General features: G+C 51.4%; 26 protein-coding genes and 1 tRNA gene. 23 read left to right on the forward strand and 4 right to left on the reverse strand.

What is annotated here, in order from left to right; all coding sequences use genetic code 11:
* Together C0623_02080 and C0623_02085 are read left to right on the forward strand one after the other, a co-directional pair.
* Positions 1 to 2,586, forward strand: a complete 2,586-nt coding sequence (locus tag C0623_02080) for a hypothetical protein (protein PLY03150.1) — start codon at positions 1 to 3, stop codon at positions 2,584 to 2,586.
* Positions 2,432 to 5,923 (forward strand): DNA helicase UvrD, encoded by a 3,492-nt coding sequence (locus tag C0623_02085; protein ID PLY03151.1) that lies wholly within the window; start codon positions 2,432 to 2,434, stop codon positions 5,921 to 5,923. The genes C0623_02080 and C0623_02085 overlap by 155 nt, the downstream gene beginning before the upstream one ends.
* Positions 5,924 to 5,929: 6 nt before the next feature.
* On the opposite strand, the gene C0623_02090 is transcribed toward C0623_02085, so the two are convergent.
* Genes C0623_02090 through bioB form a run of 4 tightly spaced genes read right to left on the reverse strand, consistent with a single transcriptional unit; the run spans position 5,930 to position 9,341 of the window.
* Complete coding sequence (locus tag C0623_02090; protein PLY03152.1) at positions 5,930 to 7,117, reverse strand: hypothetical protein; 1,188 nt, start codon at positions 7,115 to 7,117, stop codon at positions 5,930 to 5,932.
* A 30-nt stretch (positions 7,118 to 7,147) separates the two neighbouring features.
* Complete coding sequence (locus C0623_02095; GenBank protein PLY03153.1) at positions 7,148 to 7,609, reverse strand: hypothetical protein; 462 nt, start codon at positions 7,607 to 7,609, stop codon at positions 7,148 to 7,150.
* A gap of 45 nt (positions 7,610 to 7,654) precedes the next feature.
* Entirely contained in the window at positions 7,655 to 8,380 is a 726-nt protein-coding gene (gene bioD, locus C0623_02100; protein PLY03154.1) for a dethiobiotin synthase, read from the reverse strand.
* Positions 8,367 to 9,341, reverse strand: coding sequence for a biotin synthase BioB (gene bioB / locus C0623_02105; GenBank protein PLY03197.1), 975 nt, complete (start codon positions 9,339 to 9,341; stop codon positions 8,367 to 8,369). The genes bioD and bioB overlap by 14 nt, the downstream gene beginning before the upstream one ends.
* A gap of 185 nt (positions 9,342 to 9,526) precedes the next feature.
* Here bioB and C0623_02110 point away from each other — a divergent pair, with 185 nt between their 5' ends.
* The 21 genes from C0623_02110 (at position 9,527) to C0623_02210 (ending at position 26,231) form a co-directional block, all read left to right on the forward strand.
* On the forward strand, positions 9,527 to 10,093 hold the full coding sequence (locus C0623_02110; GenBank protein ID PLY03155.1) for an XRE family transcriptional regulator: 567 nt from the start codon (positions 9,527 to 9,529) through the stop codon (positions 10,091 to 10,093).
* Between the two features lie 15 nt (positions 10,094 to 10,108).
* Positions 10,109 to 10,675: an XRE family transcriptional regulator gene (locus tag C0623_02115; protein PLY03156.1), complete on the forward strand. Its 567-nt coding sequence runs from the start codon at positions 10,109 to 10,111 to the stop codon at positions 10,673 to 10,675.
* Positions 10,676 to 10,789: 114 nt separating this feature from the next.
* Positions 10,790 to 11,065, forward strand: coding sequence for an integration host factor subunit beta (locus tag C0623_02120; protein ID PLY03157.1), 276 nt, complete (start codon positions 10,790 to 10,792; stop codon positions 11,063 to 11,065).
* 261 nt (positions 11,066 to 11,326) lie between these two features.
* Complete coding sequence (locus C0623_02125; GenBank protein ID PLY03158.1) at positions 11,327 to 11,839, forward strand: gamma carbonic anhydrase family protein; 513 nt, start codon at positions 11,327 to 11,329, stop codon at positions 11,837 to 11,839.
* 62 nt (positions 11,840 to 11,901) lie between these two features.
* On the forward strand, positions 11,902 to 13,497 hold the full coding sequence (locus C0623_02130; GenBank protein ID PLY03159.1) for a hypothetical protein: 1,596 nt from the start codon (positions 11,902 to 11,904) through the stop codon (positions 13,495 to 13,497).
* 6 nt (positions 13,498 to 13,503) lie between these two features.
* Positions 13,504 to 13,734, forward strand: coding sequence for a hypothetical protein (locus C0623_02135; GenBank protein PLY03160.1), 231 nt, complete (start codon positions 13,504 to 13,506; stop codon positions 13,732 to 13,734).
* Positions 13,735 to 13,744: 10 nt separating this feature from the next.
* Positions 13,745 to 14,221: a hypothetical protein gene (locus C0623_02140; protein PLY03161.1), complete on the forward strand. Its 477-nt coding sequence runs from the start codon at positions 13,745 to 13,747 to the stop codon at positions 14,219 to 14,221.
* Between the two features lie 11 nt (positions 14,222 to 14,232).
* Positions 14,233 to 14,877: a hypothetical protein gene (locus tag C0623_02145; GenBank protein PLY03162.1), complete on the forward strand. Its 645-nt coding sequence runs from the start codon at positions 14,233 to 14,235 to the stop codon at positions 14,875 to 14,877.
* 101 nt (positions 14,878 to 14,978) lie between these two features.
* Positions 14,979 to 16,670, forward strand: a complete 1,692-nt coding sequence (locus C0623_02150) for a Na/Pi cotransporter (protein PLY03163.1) — start codon at positions 14,979 to 14,981, stop codon at positions 16,668 to 16,670.
* On the forward strand, positions 16,667 to 17,590 hold the full coding sequence (locus tag C0623_02155; protein ID PLY03164.1) for an exopolyphosphatase: 924 nt from the start codon (positions 16,667 to 16,669) through the stop codon (positions 17,588 to 17,590). The genes C0623_02150 and C0623_02155 overlap by 4 nt, the downstream gene beginning before the upstream one ends.
* Before the next feature lie 85 nt (positions 17,591 to 17,675).
* Positions 17,676 to 19,448, forward strand: a complete 1,773-nt coding sequence (iorA, locus tag C0623_02160) for an indolepyruvate ferredoxin oxidoreductase subunit alpha (protein ID PLY03165.1) — start codon at positions 17,676 to 17,678, stop codon at positions 19,446 to 19,448.
* A complete protein-coding gene (locus C0623_02165) occupies positions 19,438 to 20,016 on the forward strand; it encodes an indolepyruvate oxidoreductase subunit beta (GenBank protein PLY03166.1) in 579 nt (192 codons plus the stop codon). The genes iorA and C0623_02165 overlap by 11 nt, the downstream gene beginning before the upstream one ends.
* Before the next feature lie 26 nt (positions 20,017 to 20,042).
* Positions 20,043 to 21,347 (forward strand): phenylacetate--CoA ligase, encoded by a 1,305-nt coding sequence (locus C0623_02170; GenBank protein PLY03167.1) that lies wholly within the window; start codon positions 20,043 to 20,045, stop codon positions 21,345 to 21,347.
* Between the two features lie 18 nt (positions 21,348 to 21,365).
* Positions 21,366 to 21,797 carry an amino acid-binding protein gene (locus C0623_02175; GenBank protein PLY03168.1) on the forward strand — a complete coding sequence of 144 codons (432 nt, stop codon included), beginning with the start codon at positions 21,366 to 21,368 and terminating at the stop codon, positions 21,795 to 21,797.
* A gap of 42 nt (positions 21,798 to 21,839) precedes the next feature.
* On the forward strand, positions 21,840 to 23,150 hold the full coding sequence (locus C0623_02180; protein ID PLY03169.1) for a phenylacetate--CoA ligase: 1,311 nt from the start codon (positions 21,840 to 21,842) through the stop codon (positions 23,148 to 23,150).
* 107 nt (positions 23,151 to 23,257) lie between these two features.
* Positions 23,258 to 23,334, forward strand: a tRNA-Pro gene (locus C0623_02185).
* A 109-nt stretch (positions 23,335 to 23,443) separates the two neighbouring features.
* Positions 23,444 to 23,800, forward strand: coding sequence for a pilus assembly protein PilZ (locus tag C0623_02190; protein ID PLY03170.1), 357 nt, complete (start codon positions 23,444 to 23,446; stop codon positions 23,798 to 23,800).
* Positions 23,801 to 23,820: 20 nt separating this feature from the next.
* Positions 23,821 to 24,162, forward strand: coding sequence for a hypothetical protein (locus C0623_02195; protein ID PLY03171.1), 342 nt, complete (start codon positions 23,821 to 23,823; stop codon positions 24,160 to 24,162).
* A 197-nt stretch (positions 24,163 to 24,359) separates the two neighbouring features.
* Positions 24,360 to 24,776, forward strand: coding sequence for a hypothetical protein (locus tag C0623_02200; GenBank protein PLY03172.1), 417 nt, complete (start codon positions 24,360 to 24,362; stop codon positions 24,774 to 24,776).
* A gap of 123 nt (positions 24,777 to 24,899) precedes the next feature.
* Entirely contained in the window at positions 24,900 to 25,559 is a 660-nt protein-coding gene (locus C0623_02205; GenBank protein PLY03173.1) for a hypothetical protein, read from the forward strand.
* Between the two features lie 117 nt (positions 25,560 to 25,676).
* Entirely contained in the window at positions 25,677 to 26,231 is a 555-nt protein-coding gene (locus tag C0623_02210) for a hypothetical protein (protein ID PLY03174.1), read from the forward strand.
* Positions 26,232 to 26,240: the final 9 nt, after the last annotated feature.

A 26,240-nucleotide genomic window follows, 5' to 3' on the forward strand; every position in this document is an offset into this window, starting at 1 on the left:
ATGGTTCAGTTTGATGAGTTCATGATCGCTGCGGCGGCCGGCGCCTGGAAAAGACCGTCTGTTTACGCACTGGACAACTGGTGTCGTCGTTTAAGCAATTCGCTGAACGGCGAGAGCCGGTTTTTGAATTCTGCGCAATCCGGGCATTTGTGGGAAAGAATCATCCGCCACGATATCGAAACGACACAACATGAATTGCTGCAAATCACTTCTACCGCGCGCAAGGCGGCGCAGGCCTCGGTACTGCTCCACGATTATGATGCCGAACTGAAAACAAAAGGGATCACAGAGGATCATCAGGCTTTTTACCGATGGCATAAAGCATGGAACCTTGAGTTGGGCCGTCTCAATCGCCAAGACCAGAGCACCCGCATCTCTTTTGTCAGCAAAGCCTTTGCGCAGGGTGAACTGTCGCCTCCGGCGAAAATCGTCATGGTCGGTTTTGATGATTTCAACCCGGCGCAAAAAAATCTTCTGCACGCCCTTGCAGAGGCCGGCACGCAAACGGAAATTTATCCTGACCATCAGATTGAATCTGATATTTCTGTTTATCCGGGTCTCGACCGCGAGGATGAAGTTGCCGAGTGCGCCCGCTGGATCCGGCATCTGCTCAGGGATAATCCGGAATTGCGTATCGGCGTTATTGCGCCCGACCTTGAACGATACCAGTCATTGATCCGGCATCACTTTCTGAGTGAGCTCGATCCATCGGCAGCCCTCGATGGCAGCGGCAGTTCGTTGCCGTACAACATCTCCCTGGGCGGCCGCCTCGACGGGGAGGGCGTTATCTTCTCGGCCCTGCAGCTTCTCTCGTTACCATCGGTACTGTCGATTGATGAATTGAGCCGACTGCTGCTCTCACCGCATCTTGCCGGGTCTGGTGCCGCGTTTGCCAAAAGGAGCCTGGCCGATGTCGAACTAAGGCGGCGCCGACTCGCCAGCTTTCCGCTTTGGAAATTACAACGACTGCTCGAAGATGTCGGATGCGATCACGATTTTGTCACCATTATCGAATCAATTTCCAGGTTCAACAACAACAGCCACAAGGCGATGCCCGGGGTCTGGGCGGAGAAATTTGCCAATCTCTTGCAGGCCTGCGGCTGGCCGGGCGACCGCACAATATCGAGCCGTCAATACCAGGCGGTTGAACGCTTTCGAACCCTTTTGGCCGAGATCGCCAGCCTCGATCTGGTTGCCGGCCCGGTCTCACGGTCTGAAGCGTGCCGCCTGTTGCGGCAGATGGCCGCAGATGTCGAGTACCAGCCAGAGTCGTCCGGTTCGAAGGTCCAGGTTCTCGGCATGCTTGAAGCGGGAGGGCTCGATTTCGATTGCCTCTGGATTCTCGGCATGCACTCTTCGGCATTGCCGAAATCGGTACGCCCGAACCCCTTTATCCCGCGCTCCCTGCAGAAAGAGAAAGGCATGCCGCGCGCCGATGCCGGCCGGGAACTGGAGTACGCCGGGCGGATTATTCAGCGCCTGTTCAATGCCGCTCCATCGGTTGTCACCAGTTGGCCGGTTACCGATAACGGCGTCGCACAACGACCTTCTTTTTTCATCAACGATTTACCGGCCCGGTCATTACCGGATACGGTTTCAGCGGCGCCGGCAGCAACGATTTCTGCCTGGAAGGGTGCGCTGGAATACATATCCGATTTTCAAACCAGAAGTCTCTTGTCAAAAAAACCGGTCAGCGGAGGTACCGCTATCGTCAAGGACCAGGCCCTTTGTCCTTTCCGCGCTTTTGCTCATTACCGGCTGAAGGCACAGGGGATGGAAGATCCTGATATCGGTCTCGACAATATGACCCGTGGCACTCTGGTCCACAGCACCCTCGAATTTTTCTGGGAGACGACCAGAACCCACGAAACGCTGTCTCAGCTGAGTGAAGAGGATATTTCCAGTACCTTGTCGAGAGCTGTTGAACAGGCATTAACCCGGGAGGAGAAACAAAAACGCGCTGACATGCCATCACGGATTCGCGAACTTGAATCACTCCGCCTGGTGCGCCTCTGCCGAAAATGGCTTGAGCTGGAAAGGAAGAGAGCCCCTTTTACAGTGATCGAACAGGAGCAGTTACACCAGGAAACAATCGGCCGGCTCCATTTTCGAACCAGAATCGACCGTATTGACCGCCTCGAAAATGGCACTTTGGCGATTATCGATTATAAAACCGGCATCCCCGATCCGAAGCAATGGTACGAGCATCGTATCCAGGAACCTCAACTCCCCGTCTATTGCAACGCAATCGAACGCTCAGAGATCGGGGCCGTACTGTTTGCCGTTGTTCGTAACAAGCCGGCCGAAAGGCGTTTCTCCGGTCTGGCGCGCGCTCCGGAAGAGTTCCCCGGCCTGAGCAGTCATGCCTTGCAGAAGACCTTGAATGAATTCGGTTGGGAGGATATCGACCAGGTTCTCGGCCATTGGAAAAATGCGCTGCCGGCCCTGGGCGATGCGTTCACCAGCGGTGACGCCTCTGTCGACCCGGTCGACGTTCACAAAACCTGCCGATATTGCGATCTCACCAGTCTCTGTCGCATCCACGAACGGAATGACTGGCCGCTCTGGGAGGTGCGTTGTGACTGACAAGCTGCCGCCTTCAGACCTCCGGGCGCGCCAGGATGCCCTGGACCCGGAGCGATCTTTTATTGTCCAGGCCCCGGCCGGGTCGGGCAAGACCGAGCTGCTCATCCAGCGCATTCTCGGGCTGCTGACGACGGTTCAAAAACCGGAAGAGGTCCTGGCCATTACCTTCACCAGGAAAGCTGCGGCTGAGATGCAAGACCGTCTTCTCGCAGCTCTTGTGCAGGCCTCCACCGAACCTGAACCGGTTGAAGATTATCGACGGCAGACCTGGCAGCGCGCCCGACGCGTACTGCAGCAGGACCAGCGGCTCGACTGGAACCTGATACAGAACCCGTCGCGGCTGCAGATCATGACAATCGACAGCTTCTGTTCTTCGTTGTCGCGCCAGATGCCCTGGCTTGCCCGCCTTGGCGAACAACCCGGCATTGCTGAAGATGCTGAGGCGCTGTATCGGCAGGCTGCGGAAAACCTGTTATTGAAACTTGAATCCGATTCGCCGGCCAGCCGCCATATCGAAACCGTTTTGCGCCAGATCGATAATCATCTGGTCAATCTTCGTTCCCTTATTATTTCAATGCTGGCAAAACGGGATCAGTGGATCCGGCATATCATTTACGAAAGCGATGGGTCGCGCGGTCTTCTTGAAGAGAGTCTGGGACGTTATGTCGACGGTGTCATCAGTGATTGCAGCAGTCTGTTCGGTCCTGAACTGAGAAGCGAATTGACTGCCATGGCCCTGTATGCCGCCGAAAATCTTGATGCCGCCGGAGGTGTGAACAGCCTTACATCGTTTATCGGTTACGGGGGCGACCTGACCGAGGGGGGATTGTGCCGGGCCCAGTGGGTTGAATTATCCGGCTTGCTTTTGACCGGCAAGGGCCAGCTCCGCAAACAGGTTACCGTGCGTGACGGTTTTCCGGCCGACAAAACCGAACCGGCCGCTCGCATGAAAGAGCGGATGCTTGCGCTGCTGGAGCAGCTGGCGAGCGACGCCTCTTTTTTGCCGGCACTTCAATGGATAAGAAAACTGCCCTATTCACAGTACCAGGAAAGGCAATGGCTGGTGCTGCAATCGCTGGTTCGGCTTCTGCCGCTTGCGGTTATCGAGTTGCGTGAAGTTTTCCGCGCCGCCGGCCAGATCGATTTTATCGAAGTCGCCGGCTCGGCCCGGCTGGCGCTCGGTTCGGTTGAAACGCCGGAAGATCTGTTGCTGCAACTCGATGCAACGATTAACCATATTCTTGTCGACGAATACCAGGACACCTCTTATACCCAGTACGATCTGCTGCAGAAACTGACCGCCGGCTGGCAACCGGACGACGGGCGGACCCTGTTCATCGTCGGCGATCCGATGCAGTCAATTTATCGTTTCCGCGAAGCTGATGTCGGCCTTTTCCTGAAAGCGGTAAAAGATGGAATCGGACCGGTCCGGCTCGAACCTCTCGCACTGAGCAGCAATTTTCGTTCGCAAGGGAGTCTGGTGGCCTGGCACAACCGGACCTTTGCGCCGTTGTTTGCACCAGCCGGTGACATCCTGACCGGCGCCGTCCCCTATACCCGGGCAACAGAAATAAACAGGCACATATCGGCGCAACCGGTCCATTTTACCTGTTTCGCCGGCAGGGACGATGCCAGCGAAGCCGAGAAGATCCTGGCGATCATCAGGACGGCCCAGGATAGAGACCCGGACGGCTCAATCGCCATCCTGGTCCGGTCGCGCAATCATCTCGAGGAAACGATAAAGATCCTCAAGAAGAACAGCATACACTACCAGGCCCAGGATCTTGATCAGCTGGGAGATCGTCCGGTTGCACATGACCTCGCCGCGTTAACCAGGGCGCTGCTGCATCCTGCCGACAATGTCGCATGGTTCAGTGTTCTGCGTGCCCCCTGGTGCGGCGTGTCGCTGAACGATCTGCTGGTTCTCTCCGGAGAGAATCTGCTGCTGCAGCGAATCCTTTCCGACCAGCCGCAATTCGAGATGTTCGAAACATTGAGTGCAGAAGGAACCAGGGCATTGTCTCGGCTACGGCAGGTTGTCAACACTGCCCTCGATAAAAAAGGCCGGGTCGGGTTGCGGCAACTGGTTGAATCAACCTGGTTGCAGCTCGGAGGGCCGGCGGTCCTCGATCAAGCCGGGCTGGCCGATGCCGCACGGGTCTTCAATCTCCTCGATGAACTTGATTATGGCGGCGGCCTCGAGAGCTTCGAATCTCTGGCTGACGGGCTACGCAAACTGTTCGCGTCACCCGACCCCCTGGCCGGTCCGCAACTGCAGATCATGACAATTCACAAGGCCAAGGGTCTTGAATTTGATACGGTTATTGTTCCCGGTCTTGGCCGTTCGCCCCGCGGCGACGATAAGCAGTTGTTGCGCTGGCTTGAACATCCCGATTACGGGTTGATGCTGGCCCCGGTCCCGCCGGCCGGAGATGATGAAGACGATATCTATCGCGCCATTGGCGATATCCAGAAACTTCGGGCCAGCCACGAAACGCTGCGACTGTTCTATGTTGCTGCGACCCGGGCCAGGAACGAACTGCATCTGCTAGGCCATGTCAGGGAGTCCGGCGGAGAGTTTCGACCTGAGGCAAACAGTCTGCTTGATGCGATTTGGCCGACCGTCGAAGACAGCGTGGAAATCATTACAACCGAACCGCAAGCCGATGCCGGTATTCGCAATGCGGTCATTCGACGATTGTCGCCGGACTGGCAACTGCCGGAAATGCCTGATGCGGTTGACGTCACCGATCGCAGCACGATAACCGCTTCGGAAATAGGCGACAAGACCGTTTACGCCAGCAGCCGATTTTCACTGCGCAGCGAAGAGGGACGCATCATCGGGACCACGGTTCACAGCTGGCTTGAAAAAGCGGCCAGGCATGGGCTGACAGAATCCTGTATTGAGAAGTTGCCCCCTGATATCAGCAGTGAACTCAATATTCAGGGCATTCCGGCCGACCGGTTGCAGCCATGTACCGACAGGGTCATCTCCTGCCTCCGCAACACCCTCGCCAGTGAACGCGGCAGATGGATCCTTGGCAACCATCGCGCAAGTGAATCTGAGCTTGAATTGAGCGGCATGATCAATAATCAACTGGTTCACGCTTCAGTCGATCGCACCTTTATCGATGACGATATCCGCTGGGTCATCGATTACAAGACAAGCGCCCCGGGCAAGGGGATGCAAAGGGAAGATTTCCTCGATAATGAGGTGGAGGCATACGAAACACAGATCAGAACCTATATGGACCTTTTCCGCTGTATTGATATCGACAGGGAGATCCGGGGCGCACTTTATTTCCCGGCAATCGATGCCTGGCGGGAAGTTACTTAGGCGGCTTCATGTTTTGACGCGATTGCGGCCGGCTTTTTTGGCCCGGTACAGAGCCAGGTCAGCCCCCTTCAAGACATCGGCCGGATTTCTTGATTGATCATTTTTCACGGCGACTCCGATGCTGATCGTGACCCGCAGAGATTGACCTTTTTTCTGCTTCTGTTTCGGCTGTTTCGGTTTCTTGACCGGTCGCATCCTCTGCCGGATAATAAACGGCTCATCGGCAATTGTCTTGCGTAATGACTCCAGGGCGTTCAGGGTCGCTTCGGTATCCTTACCCCTGTAAACGATACAGAACTCCTCACCGCCATAACGAAAAGCCAGTCCGTTGCCGGAACCGCGGATCAATCGGGCCGCAACCATTTTCAAAACCTGATCACCAATATCGTGACCATAAGTGTCATTGAGCTTTTTGAAGTGATCGATATCAGCCATGGCAATCGCATACTGACCGCCGAGCTTGTTGAATGTCTCCTGCAGGGCGCGCCGCCCCGGCAGTCCGGTCAGTTCATCACGATAAGCCAGGGTATAAGACATTTCAAAAACCGAAATGATTATTATCAGGGCCGACACAATACGAAAGAACGTTGTCTCGATCCCCGGGGTCATCACGCCGGCAATAGCGACACAGAGGATTGACCAGATAAAGGCGGTTTCAACAGGATTGCGATAACGGGCATAACGGAATGACTGAACCAGCAATGCAAGCAGCACGGCTCCGGCGTAAATATCCGGAATAATCCCGAAATGGGGTGGCAGGTGAGTCTTTTCGAGAAGGTAGTAGTAACGACCATCCCAGTGCTCAAGCCACCAGTAAACCAGGAAAACCTGTAACGGAATCATGCTTAGATGCAAAAGGCCGTGCCGCGTCCGGATCCCTTTTTCCTTTATCACGCCAAGCAGGATGAAATTGATCGGGACCAGAACCGCGATAATGGCGTGCGTTGAAACCCTGGACGGGAAGGGGATAAAACTGCGCTCTATCAAGTCAGCGATCAGTAGCACCAGCAGGGCATACAACAGCCGGTTACGATCAAATCGCCAACTGAGGAACAGACCGAAAACAAGAACGATCAAGCCGAACAGGTCAATATGGGTCGGGTTGAGGTCGAGCCAGAATTGCGAATAGAGCAGGGCGCAACTGCCGACAAAAAGAATCCCGCCCGGGAACAGTAATTGAACTATGAAATTCATTCGGGACAAAAGACAACCCAATGGAAAGAATTATTGATGAACGGACGCGTTTCTATGGCACGGCAATTCGATCTCGATAACGTGGCCACGCCGTTCAATCAGGATTTTCTTGTCGGGAATAACCGGATAGTAGTCGGTTCCGCTACAACGCACCTCATAGCGATTGTTGTAAACGAGCCCGGGGATAAAGGCCGGGACCTGGTAGTCGATGCTGTCGACATTACAGGTGATGACATCCCGTAATTCAGGCTCATTCTCCCCGCGGATGCCATTCCTGTCAAGATCCTCAAAGGCGTCGATAACCAGGATGCCTCTTTCGGTCGGCATCTCGGGCGTTGAGCCGAAGATCAGATCAAGCACCGTCTCTTTGCGAACCGGCCTCTCCCTGACCTGGAAGTCCTCCGTCGATTCGGAAAAAGCATAAGAGGTCAATACTGAAAGTACAGCGAGGCAGAGCATGGAAATGAGGAGATATTTTCGTTGCGGGCGCATGGCGAAGATATTATCAGTTTTTCAACGAAATGCCACCAGCAATCATCAAAGACTGATCTGCAGGTTGGCATGCAGCAGGCCAAGAGCAGGGGAGGTCTCTATCTCGGCCGCAACAAGCTTGACCAGGTCGCTTTGCGATACGCCCTCGATGTCGGGCAGGACGCCGAGCAGATCGGCCGATATGAGCGAAGAGAGGGTGTGTGGTGCCGTCTCGGAGGCCGCATCGGGGTTTGCCGGCATCCGGTTTATGATGTAGCCGGCAACCGGCAGCTGCATTTGCCTGGCTGAAAATACCGTCAGAAAGGTATGGTTGATGGTGCCGAGATTTGGTCGGGTTACGACCAGCAGGGGCAGGTCCATCTGCTTTGCCAGGTCGGCTATCAGGATTCCGCCAGCAATCGGAACCATCAGGCCGCCGGCACCTTCGACAATGATAAAATCGTGCCGACTGCACAGCTCGTGATATTGATCGATGATATGGGCCGGGACGATTTTGACCCCGGCTCTTTGCGCTGCAACTGCCGGCGCCAGGGGTTCATTAAGACGATAGGGAGATATCATGTCGACCGGATCATCCGTCCCGGCGGCAGTCTGCAGCATGACGGCATCCGGACCCGGTTGTTCCGGGTCGGCAACTCCGCTCTCTATCGGCTTCATGACGCCGACATTGATTCCCTGGTGGCGTAGATAGTGGGCGAGAGCTGCCGCAACCACAGATTTCCCGACGCCGGTATCGGTGCCGGTTACGAATACACCTTTAGCAGCAGCCATCTGTTTGCACCTCGGCATCCCTGAGCATTTGCAAATCATCCTCCCGCTTGCGGCCGCTTGTTGTCAGGTAATTGCCAATCATGGTTCCACTCGCACCGGCCATGACAATCCACGACTGAAAATCACGAAGGTTCGGTTCACGGCCACCGCATACGCTGATCCTTTTGTCGGGGAGTGCATATCGGAAAAGGGCAATAACCCGGAGGCAGTCCATTGGTGTCAGGTTGGCGGCATCCTGTAACCGGGTTCCCCGGATCGGATTCAGGAAATTCAGCGGTACCGAATCAACATCAAGATCACGAATCGTTTCGGCCAATTCGAAACGCTGCGCGGTTGACTCGCCGAGTCCGAAGATGCCGCCACAACAGACCTTCATGCCGGCATCCTTGGCAATCCGGACCGTCTGCACGTCATCTTCATAGTCATGGGTTGTACAGATTTGCGGAAAGAAGGAGCGTGCCGTCTCGAGATTGTGGTGGTAGGTGACGCATCCGGCCTCGGCCAGGGCCCTGGCCGTCTCGGGAGTAAGAATTCCGAGTGAGGCCGACGGGTCAATTGCGGTTTTCTTTTTGATTTCACTGATGGCCGAAAGAATAGATTCGAATTCGGCACCCGGCTGCACCCGGGTGCCGCTTGTAACGATGCCGTAGCAATGGGAACCCTCACGATCTGCGTCCATGGCGCCAGCAACAATCTCCTCTTTCGATTTCAGGGGATAGACAGGAGTATCGGTGTCAGCGTGGACAGATTGCGCACAAAAAGCGCAGTTTTCAGCACAACGACCCGATTTGGCGTTGATGATTGAGCAAAGTTCAATCCTGTCCTTGAAGTGAAACTCCTTGATCCGATGAGCGCCGGCGAGTACGGCCGTCAATTCAGCCCCTCTGGCAGAGAGTATTCTTTCAGCCTGATCTGCCTTCAGTCGCTCTCCTGATATGATATGTTCAGCCAATTCCAGCATAGCCGCTCCTCCGGTCAGAATTTGCCCGATTATAAGCATATTTACCGTCATGTCAACCATCCTCGAAGAAGAGGTTGACAATCAATTTAATGTAATTACCATTTTTGTCAATTTAATCTCATATCTTATTGACAGCTTTCGATTTAGATGATAAAAAAGCGTTTCATTTCCAGAGGAAATTTTCTATGGTAAAAAAACTAATTGGCAAAAAACTGAAGACAACGCGCCTGAAAAATGACATGACTATTCAGGATTTATCTGCGTCTTCCAAGGTTTCATCAAATATGATCTCAAGAATCGAACGGGGTTTGACTATTCCCTCGGTCGAGATCCTGATGAAACTTGCCAATGCGTTTGGAATGAGCATCAATTTTTTTGTTGAAGAAGCTTCCGCCGGGTCGACGACTGTTTATACCCGAAAAGGAGAAGGCCAACCGATATTCTTCTTCGAGGATAAGCACCAGATCACCAGCCTGACGCATGGCTTGCGCGATCCGAACTTTGCAGTATTTTACGATACGCTCGAAAAGGACTGCACGAGCGGCGAGGGGGGGATGATTCATACCGGTGAAGAGTTTGCTCTTGTCCTGAGAGGGAGCCTGGCCTTCGATATTGATGGCGAACGATTTGTTCTCGATGAAGGGGATTCCATCACCTTCAAGGCATCGCTGCCGCATCGCTGGCAAAATGTTTATGATGGTCAAACCGTTGTCATGTGGGTCGTTTCACCAGCTCCCAATGTTGCGCAATAGCCTCCGGAGAGATTTATGCGGATCAAGAAAATCGTAGGCAAAAAACTCAAGGCGATACGGCTTAAAAGCGACATGACAATCCAGGAACTGGCCGACCTGTCTAATGTTTCTTCAAACATGATCTCGCGGATCGAACGCGGGTTGACGATCCCTTCGGTTGAAATCCTGATGAAACTGGCCGAGGTTTTCGATAAAAGTATCAACTATTTTGTCGAGGAAGTGAAAGCAACCAACGAGGTGGTTTTTTCATCACCGGGGCAGCGAGACAAAACAGTTTACGACGACGCCCACAACATGCACACGGAATCATTTACTTCAGGTTTGCGCGACCCGCAATTCATGTCCTTTTACTGCACCGTCAAGAAGAATGGGACAAGTGGCGACAAGAACATGTACCACCCCGGTGACGAATTGATTTATGTCCTTGAGGGAACCCTGCAAGTCGACATTGCCGATGAAAAACATATCCTGAATGCCGGAGATTCACTCTGCTTCAAATCGCATCTTCCACATCGCTGGGACAATATCGGCGACGACGACGCCAGGGTCATCTGGACACTCTCGCCATTCACAACTATCTGATATCACCTGAAGTTCAACCAATCCAGACGTCTGTTTGACATCTGCAATCTCCAGAGTATAGTTTATTGTAGTTGTCTTCAACATCACGATGACAGTCCGCGTTCTGGAGGTATTATGAATAAATCTGAACTTGTTGAAGCCTTATCCAACGAAAAAAATCTCACTTACAAAAAGTCGGAAGAAATTGTCAATATAATCTTTGATTCAATGTCTGAAACGCTGTCCGAGGGTGGAAGGATTGAAATACGCGGTTTTGGCAGTTTTATTGTCAAGGATTACAAAGCCTACATGGGCAGGAACCCGAAAACCGGTGAGATCATCAATGTCAATCCGAAGAAGCTCCCGTTCTTCAAGGTCGGCAAGGAATTAAAAGAGATGGTTGACCGGTAAGACCAAAGGTTCTGCCGGTTACGTTTTTTGCCGGCAAACATTCTGGCAATATACCATTTAACCTTCCTGCTCCGGTATGGAAGGTTTTTGTTTAGGAAACCGATAATGATTTATTCATGCCTCTATCCCGCAGATTTACCGGCTTTGTTCGTTTTATGCGCCGATTATACTCTCCGGGAAGGACATCACTGCATATAATTTCTCGTTTGGCACAATACTTGTTTATAAATCGTAGTTATTCAACTGGTTTCAGGTGATTTTATGCAAATCGATTACGCTGGCACATCGCCGGTTATTGATGAAACAGCACTGCTCCTGCCAACGGCGACGATTATCGGTGACGTTGTGATCGGCAAAGATTCCAGCGTCTGGTTTCAGGTCGTTATCCGGGGCGATGTTAATCATATCAGAATCGGGGACCGGACAAATATTCAGGACGGTTCCGTCATCCATGTAACGAACAAGACCCATCCGACCGTCATCGGCAACGATGTCACTATCGGCCATAATGTTACGTTGCATGGTTGCACAATCGGCAATCGCTGCCTGATTGGTATCGGGGCGATCGTTCTCGATGGTGCTGAAATCGGCTCAGATTCTCTGGTTGCCGCCGGCTCGGTTGTCGCTCCCGGAACCGTGATTCCGCCCGGCTCTCTGGCCCTTGGCTCACCCGCAAGGATAAAGAGACAACTGAGCGACAAGGAAATTGCGCACCTGCAACAGTCGGCTGATAACTATCTCGAATACAAAAAGTCTTATTCCGGGCGGCTGTGATTGTCTGTAATATTTGATTTTGTCAACGACAGGTGGTATTTAATGCAGAATATTATCCTGCAATGGAAACTTCAATGAAATATCAATTCAGGGTCGCTCTAATATCTGCTGTTTTCCTGCTGTCGGTCAACAACGCCTGGTCGATTCCGACCAGTTGCGGCTCAACCGGACTCCTCACTCAACCGACGGCACAGACCCTGAACTCGGGAAACATCTGTGTCGGGTTGTGGGGGGATCGATCCGATTGGGGGCAGGCTCCGGCACCGGAGTATGACGCAACCGTTATGCCCTTTGCCATTACCCTTGGTCTGGGGTCCTTTCTGGAAGTATACGGCTCATACCCAAACCTTCTTTTCAACGATGAAGAATCTGCCAGCGGCCGGGGTTATTCAATCCTCGGCACAAAAATCCGTTTCCTGGGAAAAAGGTCTTCCCTGATCAATCTTGCAGCCGAAGCTCAATTCAGACGCGCTGTTTCAATAGATCCGGCTCTTGACGGCCTGACAGACGTACTGACCAGGGGGATTCTGAGTATCAGAACGAAGCGCTTCGGCCTGCACGGCTGGGGAGGACTCCTTGACAAGGAAGAGAATCTTTCGGCTGTTCCTTCGATCGGCCCGTACGAAGATATTACCGGTTACGGCGGCGGCCTCGAAATTTTTCCGACTGATCGGCTGCGGATCATTGCCGAAGCAGAAATGTTCAGTGAAGCGCAACCAGGGATCGGTGAAACCGGCGAGTGGATGACCGGGTTTCAATATTTCATTTCCCCACACCTGACGTTAAGCCTCGGATACGGGCAGGCGCTGGAAGGCAATGATACCGGACTCGCGCCCGAATCCCGGATTCTGGTTGGTTTGTCGACCTGTCAGGGCATTGGCTCCTACAACCAGATCAAACGAACGGCGCTTCCGGAAGAGGTGGTTGCTGAAAAGCCATCGTCGGAGCCGGTTAAAGTCCTCAAGATCAAAACCTTGTCGCCATTGCTGTCAAAATCGAAACCGGCGGCATCAGCACCGGCGATAACACCGCAATTGCCCGAAACGGACATGCCGACCGAAAATGTTTCACCGATTATACCTGTAGTTACACTGCCGACGCTCCTTGAATCGGCCCCGGCGACAACAGCTGTAGAGGTACCGGTTGAAGCGAATCGTGAAATTGAGCTTGATCCGAAAAATAATATCATGCAATCCGATGCTTATACCCGGGTTGCAGCGCAAAAAGCAGCATCTCCGATCGGTCCGCCGGCCATGGCTCTGACCGAACGGCCTGAGGCCTCGGCCGGCAAGGCAAGGGTCTACCGACGGTTCCTGCTGCCCGAGTTTTCCTTCAAAGTTGATCAACACTCTCTGACACCGGAAGGTTCAGCGGCGTTATCAATGATTGCCGTCGAATTGAGTCGTGACAACAAGTGGCATGCCCTGCGCATCGATGGCCATACTGACAGTACCGGATCGGATCGCTACAATGACGAACTTGCGTACAACCGTGCAATTGAATATGCCATGCATCTGGTAGCCAAAAACGGACTTGATCCAAGTCGTGTGTTCGTCAGGGGGTTCGGCGAAAAAGAACCGATTGCACCTAATGATACCGCCGAAGGGCGTGCCCAAAACCGAAGAGTTGAAATATTGATACTGGTCCCGGGTGAATAAGAGATCATGAATAAAGCCGTTATTGCAGTCATATTCTTTCTCATAGCAAATTCGGCTTTTGCGGCGGCAGCCCCGGTTGATGACAAATCCGGTAATGCCGATTCATTACTTGAATCCCGTAAAGTTATCTGTAGAATTGAATGTGAATCAGCAGGATCGCGTAGCGTCGAACTGACTGTCTACGACAACCCTCGGGGAGAAAACACCATCCCGGTCGAAATAACCGGCGATAAATAGACGGACTGTTATGGCGAAAATTGACGTATCCAGCTTGTCTGACTGCTTTCTATTCAATGATCTCGATAAAAAAGAGATTGACGTCGTGGCGTCTCTCTTTTACGAGAAAAAACTGGCCGCCGGTAAAACCGTATTTGTAGAACAGATGCCGGGCGAGTCACTTTATCTGATTAAAAGCGGTCGGGTTAAAATTTCAAAACTGATCGCTGAGGGGGATGAGAAAATTCTGGTAACGCTCAATCCCGAGGATGTCTTTGGCGAGATTGCAATACTCGATGGCGCCCCGAGATCGGCGACCGCCAGGGTTGAAGATGATGCGGTACTGCTGAGTATAAAAAAATCAGACTTTGAAAAACTTTGTGCAGCCAAACCCAAAATCGCCCTGACCATCATGCGTAACATCATTACGGTTTTTTCATCCCGAATTCGCGAAAACAATGACGAATACAAAGAGATGCTAATGTGGTCTCTTTCCGAATCTTCCTGACTGGGGGTCAAATGAGATATGCAGCGGTTGTAGGTCTTTTCCTTGCCTTGTTGCTGGCCGGCTGTAGCAGTGTATCCATTGTCCCCAAACCGGAAACCGGTGGCATTATCGGCTCGGCTGACAATTCGATCCGAATCGTCGATTCCGGACTCTCTGTTATGACCCGGGTGCAGGATATGGCAGTCGGTGGTTATGACATTGATACGCCGATTGGCTCATTTTACCTGGTCATCAATAACCTTACCGGTCATGACCTCAATCTTTCTCTCGACAATTTCAAATTAGTCGATTCCGCCGGCAAGGTCTATCAACCGATGCGCCCGGAAGAGGTCAATGCCATTCTTAATCCTGCAATCTCCTATTTCCTGCCATACCCGTTCATCGGTTACTATGATGTTGTCGATCTCGAGCAATATCGGGCTTCATCGGCGATGGCGAGTGAGCGGCCCTACGTCGGCTCCGGCATGGCATCTGTCGAACGGCTGATTCCGCTCGAGACCGGTCTGCTGAAAAATGGTATGCGTAACTCCGGAAGCCTCTATTTCAACATTGAAATCAGCGACCAGAGTATGGTTATCCTGCAGGCTGAATTACCCTCCGGACGACCCGGCAAAAATCTTTCCTTTTCATTCCCTTTTTCCATTGAAAAAAAGTAACGCATTGATTAGAGTCACACCATTCGTTCCACAACAATCCTCACTTTAGCTACGCATTATTCAAACAATCGCTGCGGGAGTTTATCGTGCTTGAATTAATCATGGACAAGGATCTGATCTTCGGTTTGGTCGGCGGCCTCGGGATGTTTCTTTTCGGTATGAAGATCATGTCGGAAGGGTTGCAGAAAATCGCCGGCAACCGCATCCGCAAGATCCTGGCAGCTTTGACCAATAACCGTTTCATCGGCATGCTGGTCGGCCTCGCGGTTACCGCTATTGTCCAGTCCTCAAGTGCGACAACCGTCATGGTTGTCGGCTTCGTCAATGCCGGGCTGATGTCGCTGGTCCAGTCAATCGGCGTTGTTCTCGGAGCGAATATCGGTACGACGGTCACCGCACAGTTGATCGCGTTTAAAATCACCAAATACGCGCTTCCGGCAATCGGTATCGGCGCCGGCCTCAAGTTATTCTCGAAAAGTAAAAAGTGGGTCTATATCGGAGAAATAATGCTCGGCTTCGGTATTCTTTTCTTCGGGCTGTCGGTAATGAAGCATGCCTTCGACCCGGTGAAGGGGAGTGAGGCCTTCCAGGCGATATTTCTGCATGTCGGTGACAATCCCCTGCTTGGTGTTTTAATCGGTGCCATCCTGACGGTTATCGTGCAAAGCAGTAGCGCCACCATCGGCATTACCCTGGCCCTTGCGACCAGTGGCCTGTTGACCTTTGAAGCCAGCGTAGCCCTGATCCTCGGCGAGAATATCGGAACCACGATCACGGCAAATCTGGCGGCAATCGGCACCAACCTGGCAGCCCGGCGGACCGCCCTTGCACATTTTTTATTCAATTTTCTCGGCACGGCCTACCTGCTGATTCTGTTGCCATATTATATGGAATTTATCAGTTATATTACCGCCCCTCTGGTCGGCGGGCCGGCCGACTTCGTCGTCCAGACGGCCGAGCAGGCAGCTGCAATCGGCGCCGCAATCGGCGATAAGCCCTATATCGCCCGCTACATTGCAAACACCCATACCATGTTCAACCTCGTGAATGTTCTTGTCTTCCTGCCGTTTGTCGGGATTTTGGCAAAGGTTTCGACGATGATAATCCCGGGCATTGACGAGGAAGTTGATTTCCATCTCAAGTATCTCGACAACCGTGTCCTGAATACGCCGCCGATCGCCCTCGGCCAGGCCCGTTCCGAAACCAAACGGATGGCCCAGATTGCCTTGAAGAACTACGACCGGACCATGCAGTTCATTAAAGAAGGGGATCTGAAGCGGGTGCAAAAACTTCAGGAACGGGAAGACCTGCTCGACATCATGCAGAAAGAGATCACCGATTTCCTGGTTTCCCTGTCGCAGCGGTCGATTGCCGAAGACACCTCAAAAGAGGTCGCTTCGCTGATGCATATGGTTAATGACATCGAACGGGTTGGTGACCACTGTGAGAATCTCTGGCGCCTTGGCCAGCGGCGCATTGAAGAGAAGGTGCCGTTCTCGGAAATGGCCCTGAACGAACTGGATGAGATATCGGGGCATACCCGGGATTTCCTCAACTATGTGATTACCGCCATGGAAGAGGGTCCATCAGAGGATACCTTTGAAAAATCCGAGGAGATGGAGGATCAGGTTGACAACATGGAGCGATCCCTGCGCAATAACCACATCAGTCGTCTTAACACCGGTGAATGCGCAGTCCTCTCCGGCTTGATCTTTATCGATATGCTGCATAATTTCGAAAAGATAGGTGATCATACGTTCAACCTGGCGGAAGCGGTTGTCGGGAAGAAATAGTGCACGCCTCGATTGATGTCGGATCGAATACCGTACGCCTGCTGATCGGCGAGGTTGTTGCCGGTCAAATCAGACCATCGCACTACGAGAGATATATCACCCGCCTCAAAGGTGGCCAAACGGATAAGGGTCTTGCTCCGGAGGCAATGGAGCGGACCCTTCATGCTTTAAGCCGTTGCAGCGATACAATTCGGCGTTATCAGGTCGAGAGCGTTATAGCGTTCGGTACCGAAGCCTTGCGTACAGCTTCGAACGCCACACAATTCATCGATAATGTTAAACGGAGATTGAACCTCGACCTGCAGATCATCAGCGGAGAACATGAAGCAAGAACCAGCGCCGCCGGCGTTCTGTCAGCGCTTCAACCCTGCCCGGAGTCGGCCATAATCATCGACATCGGAGGCGGCAGCACCGAATTCATAATCGTTGAACAGGGCAAGGTTGTTTTTCAGAAAAGCACTCCTCTCGGCGTTGTCCGGATCGCTGAGGCTCCGGACAGCGATGACCGGTCAAGCTTCATCGGCCGCGCAGTGGAATCATTAAAGCGCGTAATTGCAGCGCAGGGGTTTGAACCGCAGCTGCTGAACCCCTCGATTGCTTTTGTCGGCACGGCGGGAACGATTACGACCCTGGCCGCCATGGACATGGAAATGGCAGAATATGACTGGCGAAAAGTCAACAATCACCAGATGCATCTTGACCGAATTATCCGTTTCAGAAACAGACTTGCCCCGTTAACAACTTCACAACGTGAAGCAATCCCCGGCATGGAAAAGGGGAGAGGCGACCTGATTATCCCGGGCATCGATATCGTCCTTGAATTGATGTCGACTTATCGTAAAAAAACTTTAACTATCAGTGATTTCGGTCTTCTCGAAGGGATCCTTTTGCAAATGGCAGATCCTGCCGCATTTCATTGACAATTCCGGTCCTGTTCAATATCATAAGCCGCTCAATATCTGTTCGGGTATCGAAATCTATTCAAATATATCAAGAAGGTAGATTATGAACAAAACAATCCTCTCAGGGAATGAAGCGTTTGCGCGCGGAGCCCACGAGGCCGGAGTCCGTGTCGCTTCTGCGTATCCGGGCACCCCGAGTACGGAAATCCTTGAAAATATCATCCAGTATCCGGAAATTGACGCCTCCTGGGCGCCGAATGAGAAGGTTGCCCTCGAAGTCGCAATCGGCGCTTCCTTCGGCGGCGCCAGAGCCATGGCCACCATGAAACATGTCGGCCTCAATGTCGCTGCTGATCCGCTTTTCACTCTCTCTTATATCGGTGTCCGGGGTGGCCTTGTCCTGATCGTTGCCGACGATCCGGAGATGCACTCCAGCCAGGATGAACAGGATAGCCGGAACTATGCCAAATTTGCCAAGGTTCCGATGTTCGAACCGGCGGACAGCGAAGAGGCCCGTCTTTACGTTCGGCTCGGTTATGAAATCAGTGAACAGTTCGACACTCCAGTGCTGATTCGTTCGACAACACGATTGTCACACGGAAAATCGGTTGTCAACCTGGAGCCCCCGGTCGCCGGACTTCCGGAACCGTCACTGGAACGCAACCCGGGCAAAATGGTTATGTTGCCATCGAATGCGCGCAACCGGCATCCGATCGTCGAGCAACGAATCCTCGATATGGAAAAATGGGCCTGCCAACAGCCTTTCAACAGGATTGAAGAGGGCGACAGCAGTCTTGGCATTATCACAACCGGCGTTGCGTATCAATATGCCAGAGAAGTCTTCCCGACCGCATCGATATTGAAGCTGGGAATGGTTTATCCGTTGCCGAAACAGATGATCAAGGAGTTCGCCGCGACAGTCGACAAGCTGGTTGTCGTCGAAGAACTCGACCCCTTTATCGAAGAAGCCGTACGCAACATGGGGATCGAGGTCAGCGGTAAAGACCTGCTGCCGATCTGCGGCGAATTTACTCCGGAAAGGATCGAGAGTGCGGTCAAGGGTAAGCCGGTTGACACGGCCTATAAAGTCAGTGAAGAACTGCCGGGGCGCCCGCCAATGTTGTGTCCGGGCTGCGGCCATCGCGGTATCTTTCATATTCTCAAACAACTCGGCGCTTTCGTGACCGGTGATATCGGATGCTACACGCTCGCAGCCCTGCCTCCACTGAGTGCCATGGACAGCTGTGTCTGCATGGGCGCCGGGATCAGTAATGCAACGGGTATCGCCAAGGTTCTTCCTGAGAACGAGCGGCAGAAGGTCGTCGGCGTCATGGGCGATTCGACTTTTCTTCATACGGGCATTAACAGCCTTATGGACCTGGTTTATAACAATTCGACAGCAACGGTCGTTATCCTTGATAATGCAGCGACCGGGATGACCGGCCGGCAGGACAATCCGGCAACCGGGCATACATTGCAAGGCACCGAAGCCCCGACCGTCGACCTGGAAAACCTGTGCAAGGCGCTCGGCGTCAAGCATATCAGGACGATTGATCCGAATGACCTCGATCTGACCCGCAAAACAATGCAGGAGATGATGGCAATTCCCGAACCGTCGGTCGTTATCGCCCGCCGCGTCTGCATGCTTGAAAGACACGGCAACGCAGAGCGGACAACACCTCTGCTCGTTCTCGAAGATAAATGTGTCGGCTGTCGTGCCTGCCAGAAGATTTGCTGCCCGGCCATCTCATGGCGAGAAGGGGCTGGAGAAAAAGGCAAGGGGCAGGCCGTGGTCGATGCATTGCTATGCACTGGCTGCAAAGTGTGTGAACAGGTATGTAAATTCGATGCGTTCGGAGAAGTCGATGGCAAATAATGTGAAGAGTATACTGCTGGCTGGTGTCGGTGGTCAGGGAACTCTGCTGGCCAGTGAAGTCCTGGCAGAAGTGCTGATGCTGGCCGGGTTCGATGTGAAAAAAAGTGAAATTCATGGCATGTCCCAACGCGGCGGAAGCGTGACGTCGCATGTACGCTGGGGGGAGAAGGTGTTTTCACCGCTGATTCCGGCTGGAACCGCCGATATCCTGTTCGGTTTCGAGATCCTGGAGACCTACCGTCATTTACCGATGCTGCGTAAGGGTGGGGCAATCGTAGCCAACGATCTCAAAATAGCCCCGGGGCCGGTTGCCAGTGGTACAGAAAGCTATCCGGATGATATCACGGCCAAACTGAAAGAACAGGTTGATGATGTTTTGCTGGTTGACGGCATGGACAAGGCCAAACAGGCCGGGAATTACCGTACAGTCAACACGGTCCTGCTCGGTGCGCTCTCGAAGCGTATGGATATTTCCGAGGAGTTGTGGCTCAAGGCGCTGGAGAAACTGGTTCCGGAGAAGTTCCTTCAGGAAAACCTTAAGGCTTTCGAACTCGGTCGTCTGGCGTGACACCATCTCTTTAACGGGAGAAATCTATGATCTGGAATGATGAATTTGAAACACTGCCGCGGGAAGCGTTGCAATCACTGCAATTAAAACGTCTGCAACAAACCCTGCAGCGGGTTTACGAATCGGTCCCATTTTATCGCGATTCATTCAACAAGGCGAACCTGAAGCCGGCCGATGTTAAATCCCTGGAGGATCTGCAGCGGGTTCCGTTTACGCTCAAACAGGATATGCGGGACAACTATCCGTATGGCCTGTTTGCCGCACCTCTCGACCAGATCGTCCGTATTCATGCCTCTTCCGGAACAACCGGCAAACCGACCGTCGTCGGCTATACCCGCAAGGACATCGACAACTGGTCGGAAATGATGGCCCGATCGTTCGCTGCCGCCGGTGCCCATGCCGGTGATGTCATTCACAATGCCTACGGATACGGCCTTTTTACGGGTGGCCTCGGAGCTCACTACGGCGCCGAAATGCTCGGCGCATCGGTCATACCGATGTCTGGCGGCAACACCAAACGCCAGATCATGATCATGCAGGACTTCGGTTCGACGGTCCTGACCTGTACACCATCCTATTGTCTCTACCTGGCGGAAGCGGCAGCCGAAGAGGGGGTCGATATCCGCGACCTGCCGCTCAGGGTCGGTATCCATGGCGCCGAGCCATGGAGTGAGCAGATGCGGGACGAGATAGAAGAGAAACTCGGGATCAAGGCGATCGACATCTATGGTCTCTCCGAAATCATGGGGCCAGGTGTCGGAATCGAATGTATCGAAGCGCAAAGCGGCCTGCACATCTGGGAAGATCATTTCATCCCCGAGATTATCAATCCGGAGACGGGGGAAATCCTGCCGTACGGAGAGAAGGGCGAGCTGGTGATAACGACCATCACCAAGGAAGGGATTCCGATGATCCGCTACCGGACCCGGGATATTACGCGAATCATTCCCGAACCCTGCGTATGCGGCCGGACTCACATCCGGCTTGAAAGAATGAGCGGTCGTTCCGACGACATGCTGATAATTCGCGGGGTCAACGTCTTCCCTTCACAGATTGAAAGCATTCTGATGAATATCGAGGGGGTTGAGCCGCATTATCTGCTGGTAGTTGACCGGGACGACAACCTCGATACGCTGGAAGTCCAGGTCGAGGTAAATGAATCGATTTTCTCGGATGAAGTCAAGGTTTTACAGGGTTTAAACAAGGAAATCAGGTACCAGATCAAGGAATTACTCGGCGTGACCTGTGAAGTCAGGCTGGTCGAACCGAAAACCATTGCCCGGAGCGAGGGTAAAGCGCAGCGCGTGATCGACAAGCGTCAGGACGCATAATCGAGACAGGGGGTTGCTATGAAGGTAGAACAGATTTCCATATTTATTGAGAACAAATCAGGACGCCTGGCAGAAGTAACGCGGGTTCTCGGCGACGCCGGGGTGAATATCCGGGCGCTCTCTCTGGCCGACACCTCCGATTTCGGTATCCTGCGCCTGATCGTTGACCAGAACGACAAGGCCAAGGAGACCCTGAAAGCCGAAGGGTTTACGGTCAACAAGACCGAAGTTGTCGCGGTTGAGGTTCCCGATGAACCCAAGGGGCTTTTCAGTATCCTGAATGTTCTCGAAAACGGAAACGTTAATGTCGAGTACATGTATGCATTTGTTGAACGTTGTGGAGAAAATGCCGTCATCATTTTTCGCTTCGATGATATTGAAAGTGCCATCAAGGTCCTGATTGATAACGGAATCACAGTTCTTAAAGGTGAACGTGTCTACCAGATGTAGTCCGCTTCAGCACTGTTATCGATCACAGCCAACACAACAGGAATTATTTTGAGTAGAATCTGGGCTCCGGAAAAAGAGTGTCTCGACCGTGATGAATTAAGCACTCTGCAATTATCAAGACTCAAGAAAACAATTAAAAGAGTCTATGATAAAGTCCCGTGTTATAAGGATAAATTCAAGACCTACGGGATTCATCCCGAAGAGATCCATCACCTCGATGATTTATCGAGGCTGCCTTTTACAACCAAGGAAGATCTCCGCCTGAATTATCCTTATGGCATGTTTGCAGTACCGCTGAAGGATGTTGTCCGCATCCATTCATCATCCGGCACAACCGGCAAACCGACCGTTGTCGGTTATTCGCGAAAAGACCTCGAAAGCTGGACTGAACTTACGGCCCGGTTCATGACTGCGGCCGGGGTTGACGAAAATGACATCGTTCACATTGCCTTTGGATACGGTCTTTTTACCGGAGCATTCGGACTCCATTATGGCGCCGAAAAGATCGGTGCATCGGTCATCCCGATGTCGAGCGGCAATACCGATAAACAGATCATGATCATGCAGGATTATCGGTCAACAGCCCTCGTCTGCACCCCTTCGTACGCATTGACCCTGGCCGACCGGATGGAGAAATCGGGGTATGATATCGACTCCCTGCATCTCAAGGTCGGGCTATTCGGCGCCGAACCGTGGAGTGAAGAGTTACGCAAGGAGATTGAAGCCCGACTCGGCATTGTCGCAACCGACAACTACGGACTCTCCGAGGTCATGGGCCCCGGTGTCGCCGGAGAATGTCTCAACCGGAACGGAATGCACATCTTTGAAGACCATTTTATCCCCGAAATCATCGACCCGGAATCAGGGGAGGTCATGCCGTCAGGCTCTATCGGCGAACTGGTTCTGACCTGCATCAACAAAGAGGCTTTTCCGATGGTCCGCTATCGGACCCGCGATATAACCCGTCTCGATTACGAGCCATGCGCCTGCGGCCGGACCCATGTCCGGATGATGAAAACAATGGGGCGCTCCGATGACATGCTGATCATCAAGGGGGTCAATGTTTTCCCGACACAAATTGAAGAGATTCTGTTCCAGGTAGAAGGGTGTGAGCCGAACTATCAGTTGATTCTCGACAAAAAAGGGGCAATGGACACCCTGGAAATCCATATCGAGGTCAATGAACGGATCTTTTTTGACGAGATGAAGAAACAAAGGGAATTCGTCAGCATCCTCGAACGGAAGCTCGCTTCAAATCTCGGCGTCGGGGCAACGGTCAAGCTTGTCGAACCGTCGTCGCTGACCCGTCACGAAGGGAAGGCTCAACGCATCATTGACAATAGGAACAAGTGACTTAATACACTGTATTTACTACCTTTTATATCTAAAACATGAATGGCGGATAGATTATTGCGGCTTGACATTTCCTCCTAAACAAACCATAATCCGACGACTTTAATCGGGATGTAGCGCAGTCTGGTAGCGCACTTGACTGGGGGTCAAGTGGTCGCTGGTTCGAATCCAGTCATCCCGACCATTCCAGAAAACGGAAGTGATTACAATCACTTCCGTTTTTTTATCGCTTGTCTTCAGAGGAAACAGAATTATAATATAAAGCATACATAAACAAAGAGTTTGCCGGTTTCATGCGGGGTTCAATATATAAAGCCATGACTGAGAAAAGAACCGGACAGGATAAACGCGTCAATATCAAGCTGACGGTAAACTTCGGGACCAGGGATATCAGCAATCTCGGATTTACTGAAGATATATCCGCGTCCGGAATATTCCTGAAAACAGCGAGAGTATATCCGGTTGGCACAAACCTGAAAATAGAGATTACTACTGATGATGGAGAGATTATCCGGATACTGGGATACGTCCATTGGTCAAAAGAGGTTCCACCCAACCTCGTATGGACTGTCAATGATGCGGGGATGGGTATACAGATCATCCGGTTTGTATGTGGACAGGATATCTACTTCAGGCTTTTAAAAGAGTGAAGTAAAGGAGAGGAAGCGGAATGTTTGGGAAGGTAGGCACTGTATCGATTACAATACTTATGCTGAGCGCAATACTGCTGCCGGCAACCCCGGTAAACGCTGAATACCGGTTCACAGACGGCACGGAAATGGATATCCAATGGTATGAACAGGAGAATAAGATTCTCAACAACAAGGTCTGCTTCAATTACGAGAAAGATCGAAGAAAATATCGGCAATGCCGACGTAAGGCAAAAGACTATTTCCGCGAAGAGTGCGACTTTTATGAAATAAAAATCAGAAACACCAAGAAGAAAAAAAGACACATCTACCAGGACGACAAAGAAAAGTTCTGTTCAGCCTTCGAATCCTACCAACCCTAGAAAATAATCAAATAATGTAAGAAAAATGTAAGATTTCCACTGTATAATAAGATGATTTTGAACAACATTGAGGGAGGGGGCCTGAACGATGCGTGGTCATTTGAAAGATGAAATTTACTGTGGTAACTATACTACGAAAGTTGTTCATGATATTACTCGGGAAAAAACCGAATGCCAGCTGAAGGGATGTATTGAAAATGGTGAGGATATTCCTTTTGAGTCTCTGGAATTGGCAGAAAAAGCCGGTTATAAAAAATGCGGGTTCTGCCTGCCATAATATTCGCGCAGCTTTACTCGTCGTTTTGATATGTGCAGTGAGTGCAGCAGCGGTCGCCGCCCCGGTGATCGATCCGAGTCAGTTACCCGTTGAGACGGACGCACCAGAGCCACTTGAAGTGCTCTGGAAAGAACGTTCGGGAGAGATCCTCCTTGAAACTGTCTGCTTTAATTATGCAGATGCTCCAGATAAAAAAGAGGGGTGTCGGAAACTGGCCTTGAAGAAATTTAAAGAGGAGTGTGCGCGCAACAAGGAACTCTATCTCGATTTCTACTACAAGAGATACAAAGAGGCAATGCACAAGTACTGTGATGCTGCAGACGACTTCGGAAAATGATTCATGGCGGTGTTAATCCATTAAATCCAGCAACTTCACTTCATCACAAACCCTTGCACCAACTTCGCTCCATACAGAAATATTTTAAGGCCCAGGAAGAAGAGGGGGCATGTGGTTGATTTAATGCAATTTATTGACAGTCTAAGTGCTGAAGGGACAACCTTAATACTTCTTTTATTCACAGCACTAGTTTTTGGTTTTTTAATCGGGCGAATTAAGGCCTATGTCTTTCATAATCGAGGAGAAGCTTTATTATCGAGTAAAATAAAGCAGAAGTTCCCACCTCCAGACTACCACCTGTTAAACCATGTCACACTTCCGACGAAGGACGGCTCTACTCAAATAGATCACATTCTAGTATCTCGTTATGGTGTATTTGTAATCGAAACAAAAAATTACAAAGGATGGATTTTCGCGAGTGAAAATGCTCGCCAATGGACGCAGGTCTTATACAATACGAAATTCAGGTTTCAGAATCCTTTACGCCAAAACTACAAACATCTTTGTGTTGTTAGGGAACTACTTGATTTCTTGCCACCAGAAAACATTAATCCGGCAGTTGTCTTCACTGGTGATGCATCATTCAAGAAAGGTATTCCAGATGGGGTATTTACGTTATCTGACTTTTTAGACTACGTTACTAGTCGCCCAACTGAGGTAATGTCTTTAAATCGTGTCCAGTTTTGCGTGGGAAGATTGGAAATGAACCGATATTCAGTCACCAAAGAAACAGATCTTCAACACATCAGTAATCTGAGACGTCGGTATGGAGATTTTAAGTAGCTTGAATTCGACATTGACGCATACGTATATATGCAAGCGAAAATTTACTTGAGTAAAGAAGAGGGCGGCCAGATATTTGACCGCCTTTGTTATTTGATGTAATGTACTGAAAATACTATGAATTACTCTAATATTTGCAGGGGGTGTTTTATGATGAAAAATATATTGATAGTAGTTTTTTTGACAATCTGTGTTTGTTCAACAGTTTGGGCAGAAAATGAGGTAGAGAAAGTTTCTTATAAGAAAATGCTCAACCTCAACGCGCAAAACATTCGTCAGATTAAAGAAGGGATGACAATCCCTGAGGTAGTAACCATAATGATGGACTTGCAGGCAAAAGTAAGGAGCGGTCCATTGAATAATCCTTGGAGAATAGAGTATAAGGGGGATACGGAAATATATCACTATTTAACTCGTGGCCATCCTCCGTTTTTACCCATTCTTGAGAACCAGGCAATTCCTGTCATATTCGTTGATGGTAAAGTTACAGCTGTCGGTAGACAATTCCTGAAAGAAGCCCGAAGTAAAGCAAGTCTGGATGAGCCTTTAAACGAAGCACCTGAAGGGACTTTAGAAGAGCGGTTAGCCAAACTTAAAGACTTGCGCGAAAAAGGGCTTATTGATCAACAAGAATATGATTCCCAAAAGAAACGAATTTTAGACAGCATATAATAACGACGC

It is taken from the genome of Desulfuromonas sp. (genome assembly GCA_002869615.1).
In the GTDB taxonomy this organism is placed as follows: domain Bacteria; phylum Desulfobacterota; class Desulfuromonadia; order Desulfuromonadales; family UBA2294; genus BM707.

What these genes read in the sequence shown, in the direction of transcription:
- C0623_02080 (PLY03150.1), top strand. Translation starts at nt 1, where the DNA reads ATGGTTCAGTTTGATGAGTTCATGATCGCTGCGGCGGCCGGCGCCTGG.
- C0623_02085 (PLY03151.1), top strand. Translation starts at nt 2,432, where the DNA reads ATGCGCTGCCGGCCCTGGGCGATGCGTTCACCAGCGGTGACGCCTCTG.
- C0623_02090 (PLY03152.1), bottom strand. Translation starts at nt 7,117, where the DNA reads ATGAATTTCATAGTTCAATTACTGTTCCCGGGCGGGATTCTTTTTGTC.
- C0623_02095 (PLY03153.1), bottom strand. Translation starts at nt 7,609, where the DNA reads ATGCGCCCGCAACGAAAATATCTCCTCATTTCCATGCTCTGCCTCGCT.
- bioD (PLY03154.1), bottom strand. Translation starts at nt 8,380, where the DNA reads ATGGCTGCTGCTAAAGGTGTATTCGTAACCGGCACCGATACCGGCGTC.
- bioB (PLY03197.1), bottom strand. Translation starts at nt 9,341, where the DNA reads ATGCTGGAATTGGCTGAACATATCATATCAGGAGAGCGACTGAAGGCA.
- C0623_02110 (PLY03155.1), top strand. Translation starts at nt 9,527, where the DNA reads ATGGTAAAAAAACTAATTGGCAAAAAACTGAAGACAACGCGCCTGAAA.
- C0623_02115 (PLY03156.1), top strand. Translation starts at nt 10,109, where the DNA reads ATGCGGATCAAGAAAATCGTAGGCAAAAAACTCAAGGCGATACGGCTT.
- C0623_02120 (PLY03157.1), top strand. Translation starts at nt 10,790, where the DNA reads ATGAATAAATCTGAACTTGTTGAAGCCTTATCCAACGAAAAAAATCTC.
- C0623_02125 (PLY03158.1), top strand. Translation starts at nt 11,327, where the DNA reads ATGCAAATCGATTACGCTGGCACATCGCCGGTTATTGATGAAACAGCA.
- C0623_02130 (PLY03159.1), top strand. Translation starts at nt 11,902, where the DNA reads ATGGAAACTTCAATGAAATATCAATTCAGGGTCGCTCTAATATCTGCT.
- C0623_02135 (PLY03160.1), top strand. Translation starts at nt 13,504, where the DNA reads ATGAATAAAGCCGTTATTGCAGTCATATTCTTTCTCATAGCAAATTCG.
- C0623_02140 (PLY03161.1), top strand. Translation starts at nt 13,745, where the DNA reads ATGGCGAAAATTGACGTATCCAGCTTGTCTGACTGCTTTCTATTCAAT.
- C0623_02145 (PLY03162.1), top strand. Translation starts at nt 14,233, where the DNA reads ATGAGATATGCAGCGGTTGTAGGTCTTTTCCTTGCCTTGTTGCTGGCC.
- C0623_02150 (PLY03163.1), top strand. Translation starts at nt 14,979, where the DNA reads ATGGACAAGGATCTGATCTTCGGTTTGGTCGGCGGCCTCGGGATGTTT.
- iorA (PLY03165.1), top strand. Translation starts at nt 17,676, where the DNA reads ATGAACAAAACAATCCTCTCAGGGAATGAAGCGTTTGCGCGCGGAGCC.
- C0623_02165 (PLY03166.1), top strand. Translation starts at nt 19,438, where the DNA reads ATGGCAAATAATGTGAAGAGTATACTGCTGGCTGGTGTCGGTGGTCAG.
- C0623_02170 (PLY03167.1), top strand. Translation starts at nt 20,043, where the DNA reads ATGATCTGGAATGATGAATTTGAAACACTGCCGCGGGAAGCGTTGCAA.
- C0623_02175 (PLY03168.1), top strand. Translation starts at nt 21,366, where the DNA reads ATGAAGGTAGAACAGATTTCCATATTTATTGAGAACAAATCAGGACGC.
- C0623_02190 (PLY03170.1), top strand. Translation starts at nt 23,444, where the DNA reads ATGCGGGGTTCAATATATAAAGCCATGACTGAGAAAAGAACCGGACAG.
- C0623_02195 (PLY03171.1), top strand. Translation starts at nt 23,821, where the DNA reads ATGTTTGGGAAGGTAGGCACTGTATCGATTACAATACTTATGCTGAGC.
- C0623_02200 (PLY03172.1), top strand. Translation starts at nt 24,360, where the DNA reads ATGGTGAGGATATTCCTTTTGAGTCTCTGGAATTGGCAGAAAAAGCCG.
- C0623_02205 (PLY03173.1), top strand. Translation starts at nt 24,900, where the DNA reads ATGCAATTTATTGACAGTCTAAGTGCTGAAGGGACAACCTTAATACTT.
- C0623_02210 (PLY03174.1), top strand. Translation starts at nt 25,677, where the DNA reads ATGAATTACTCTAATATTTGCAGGGGGTGTTTTATGATGAAAAATATA.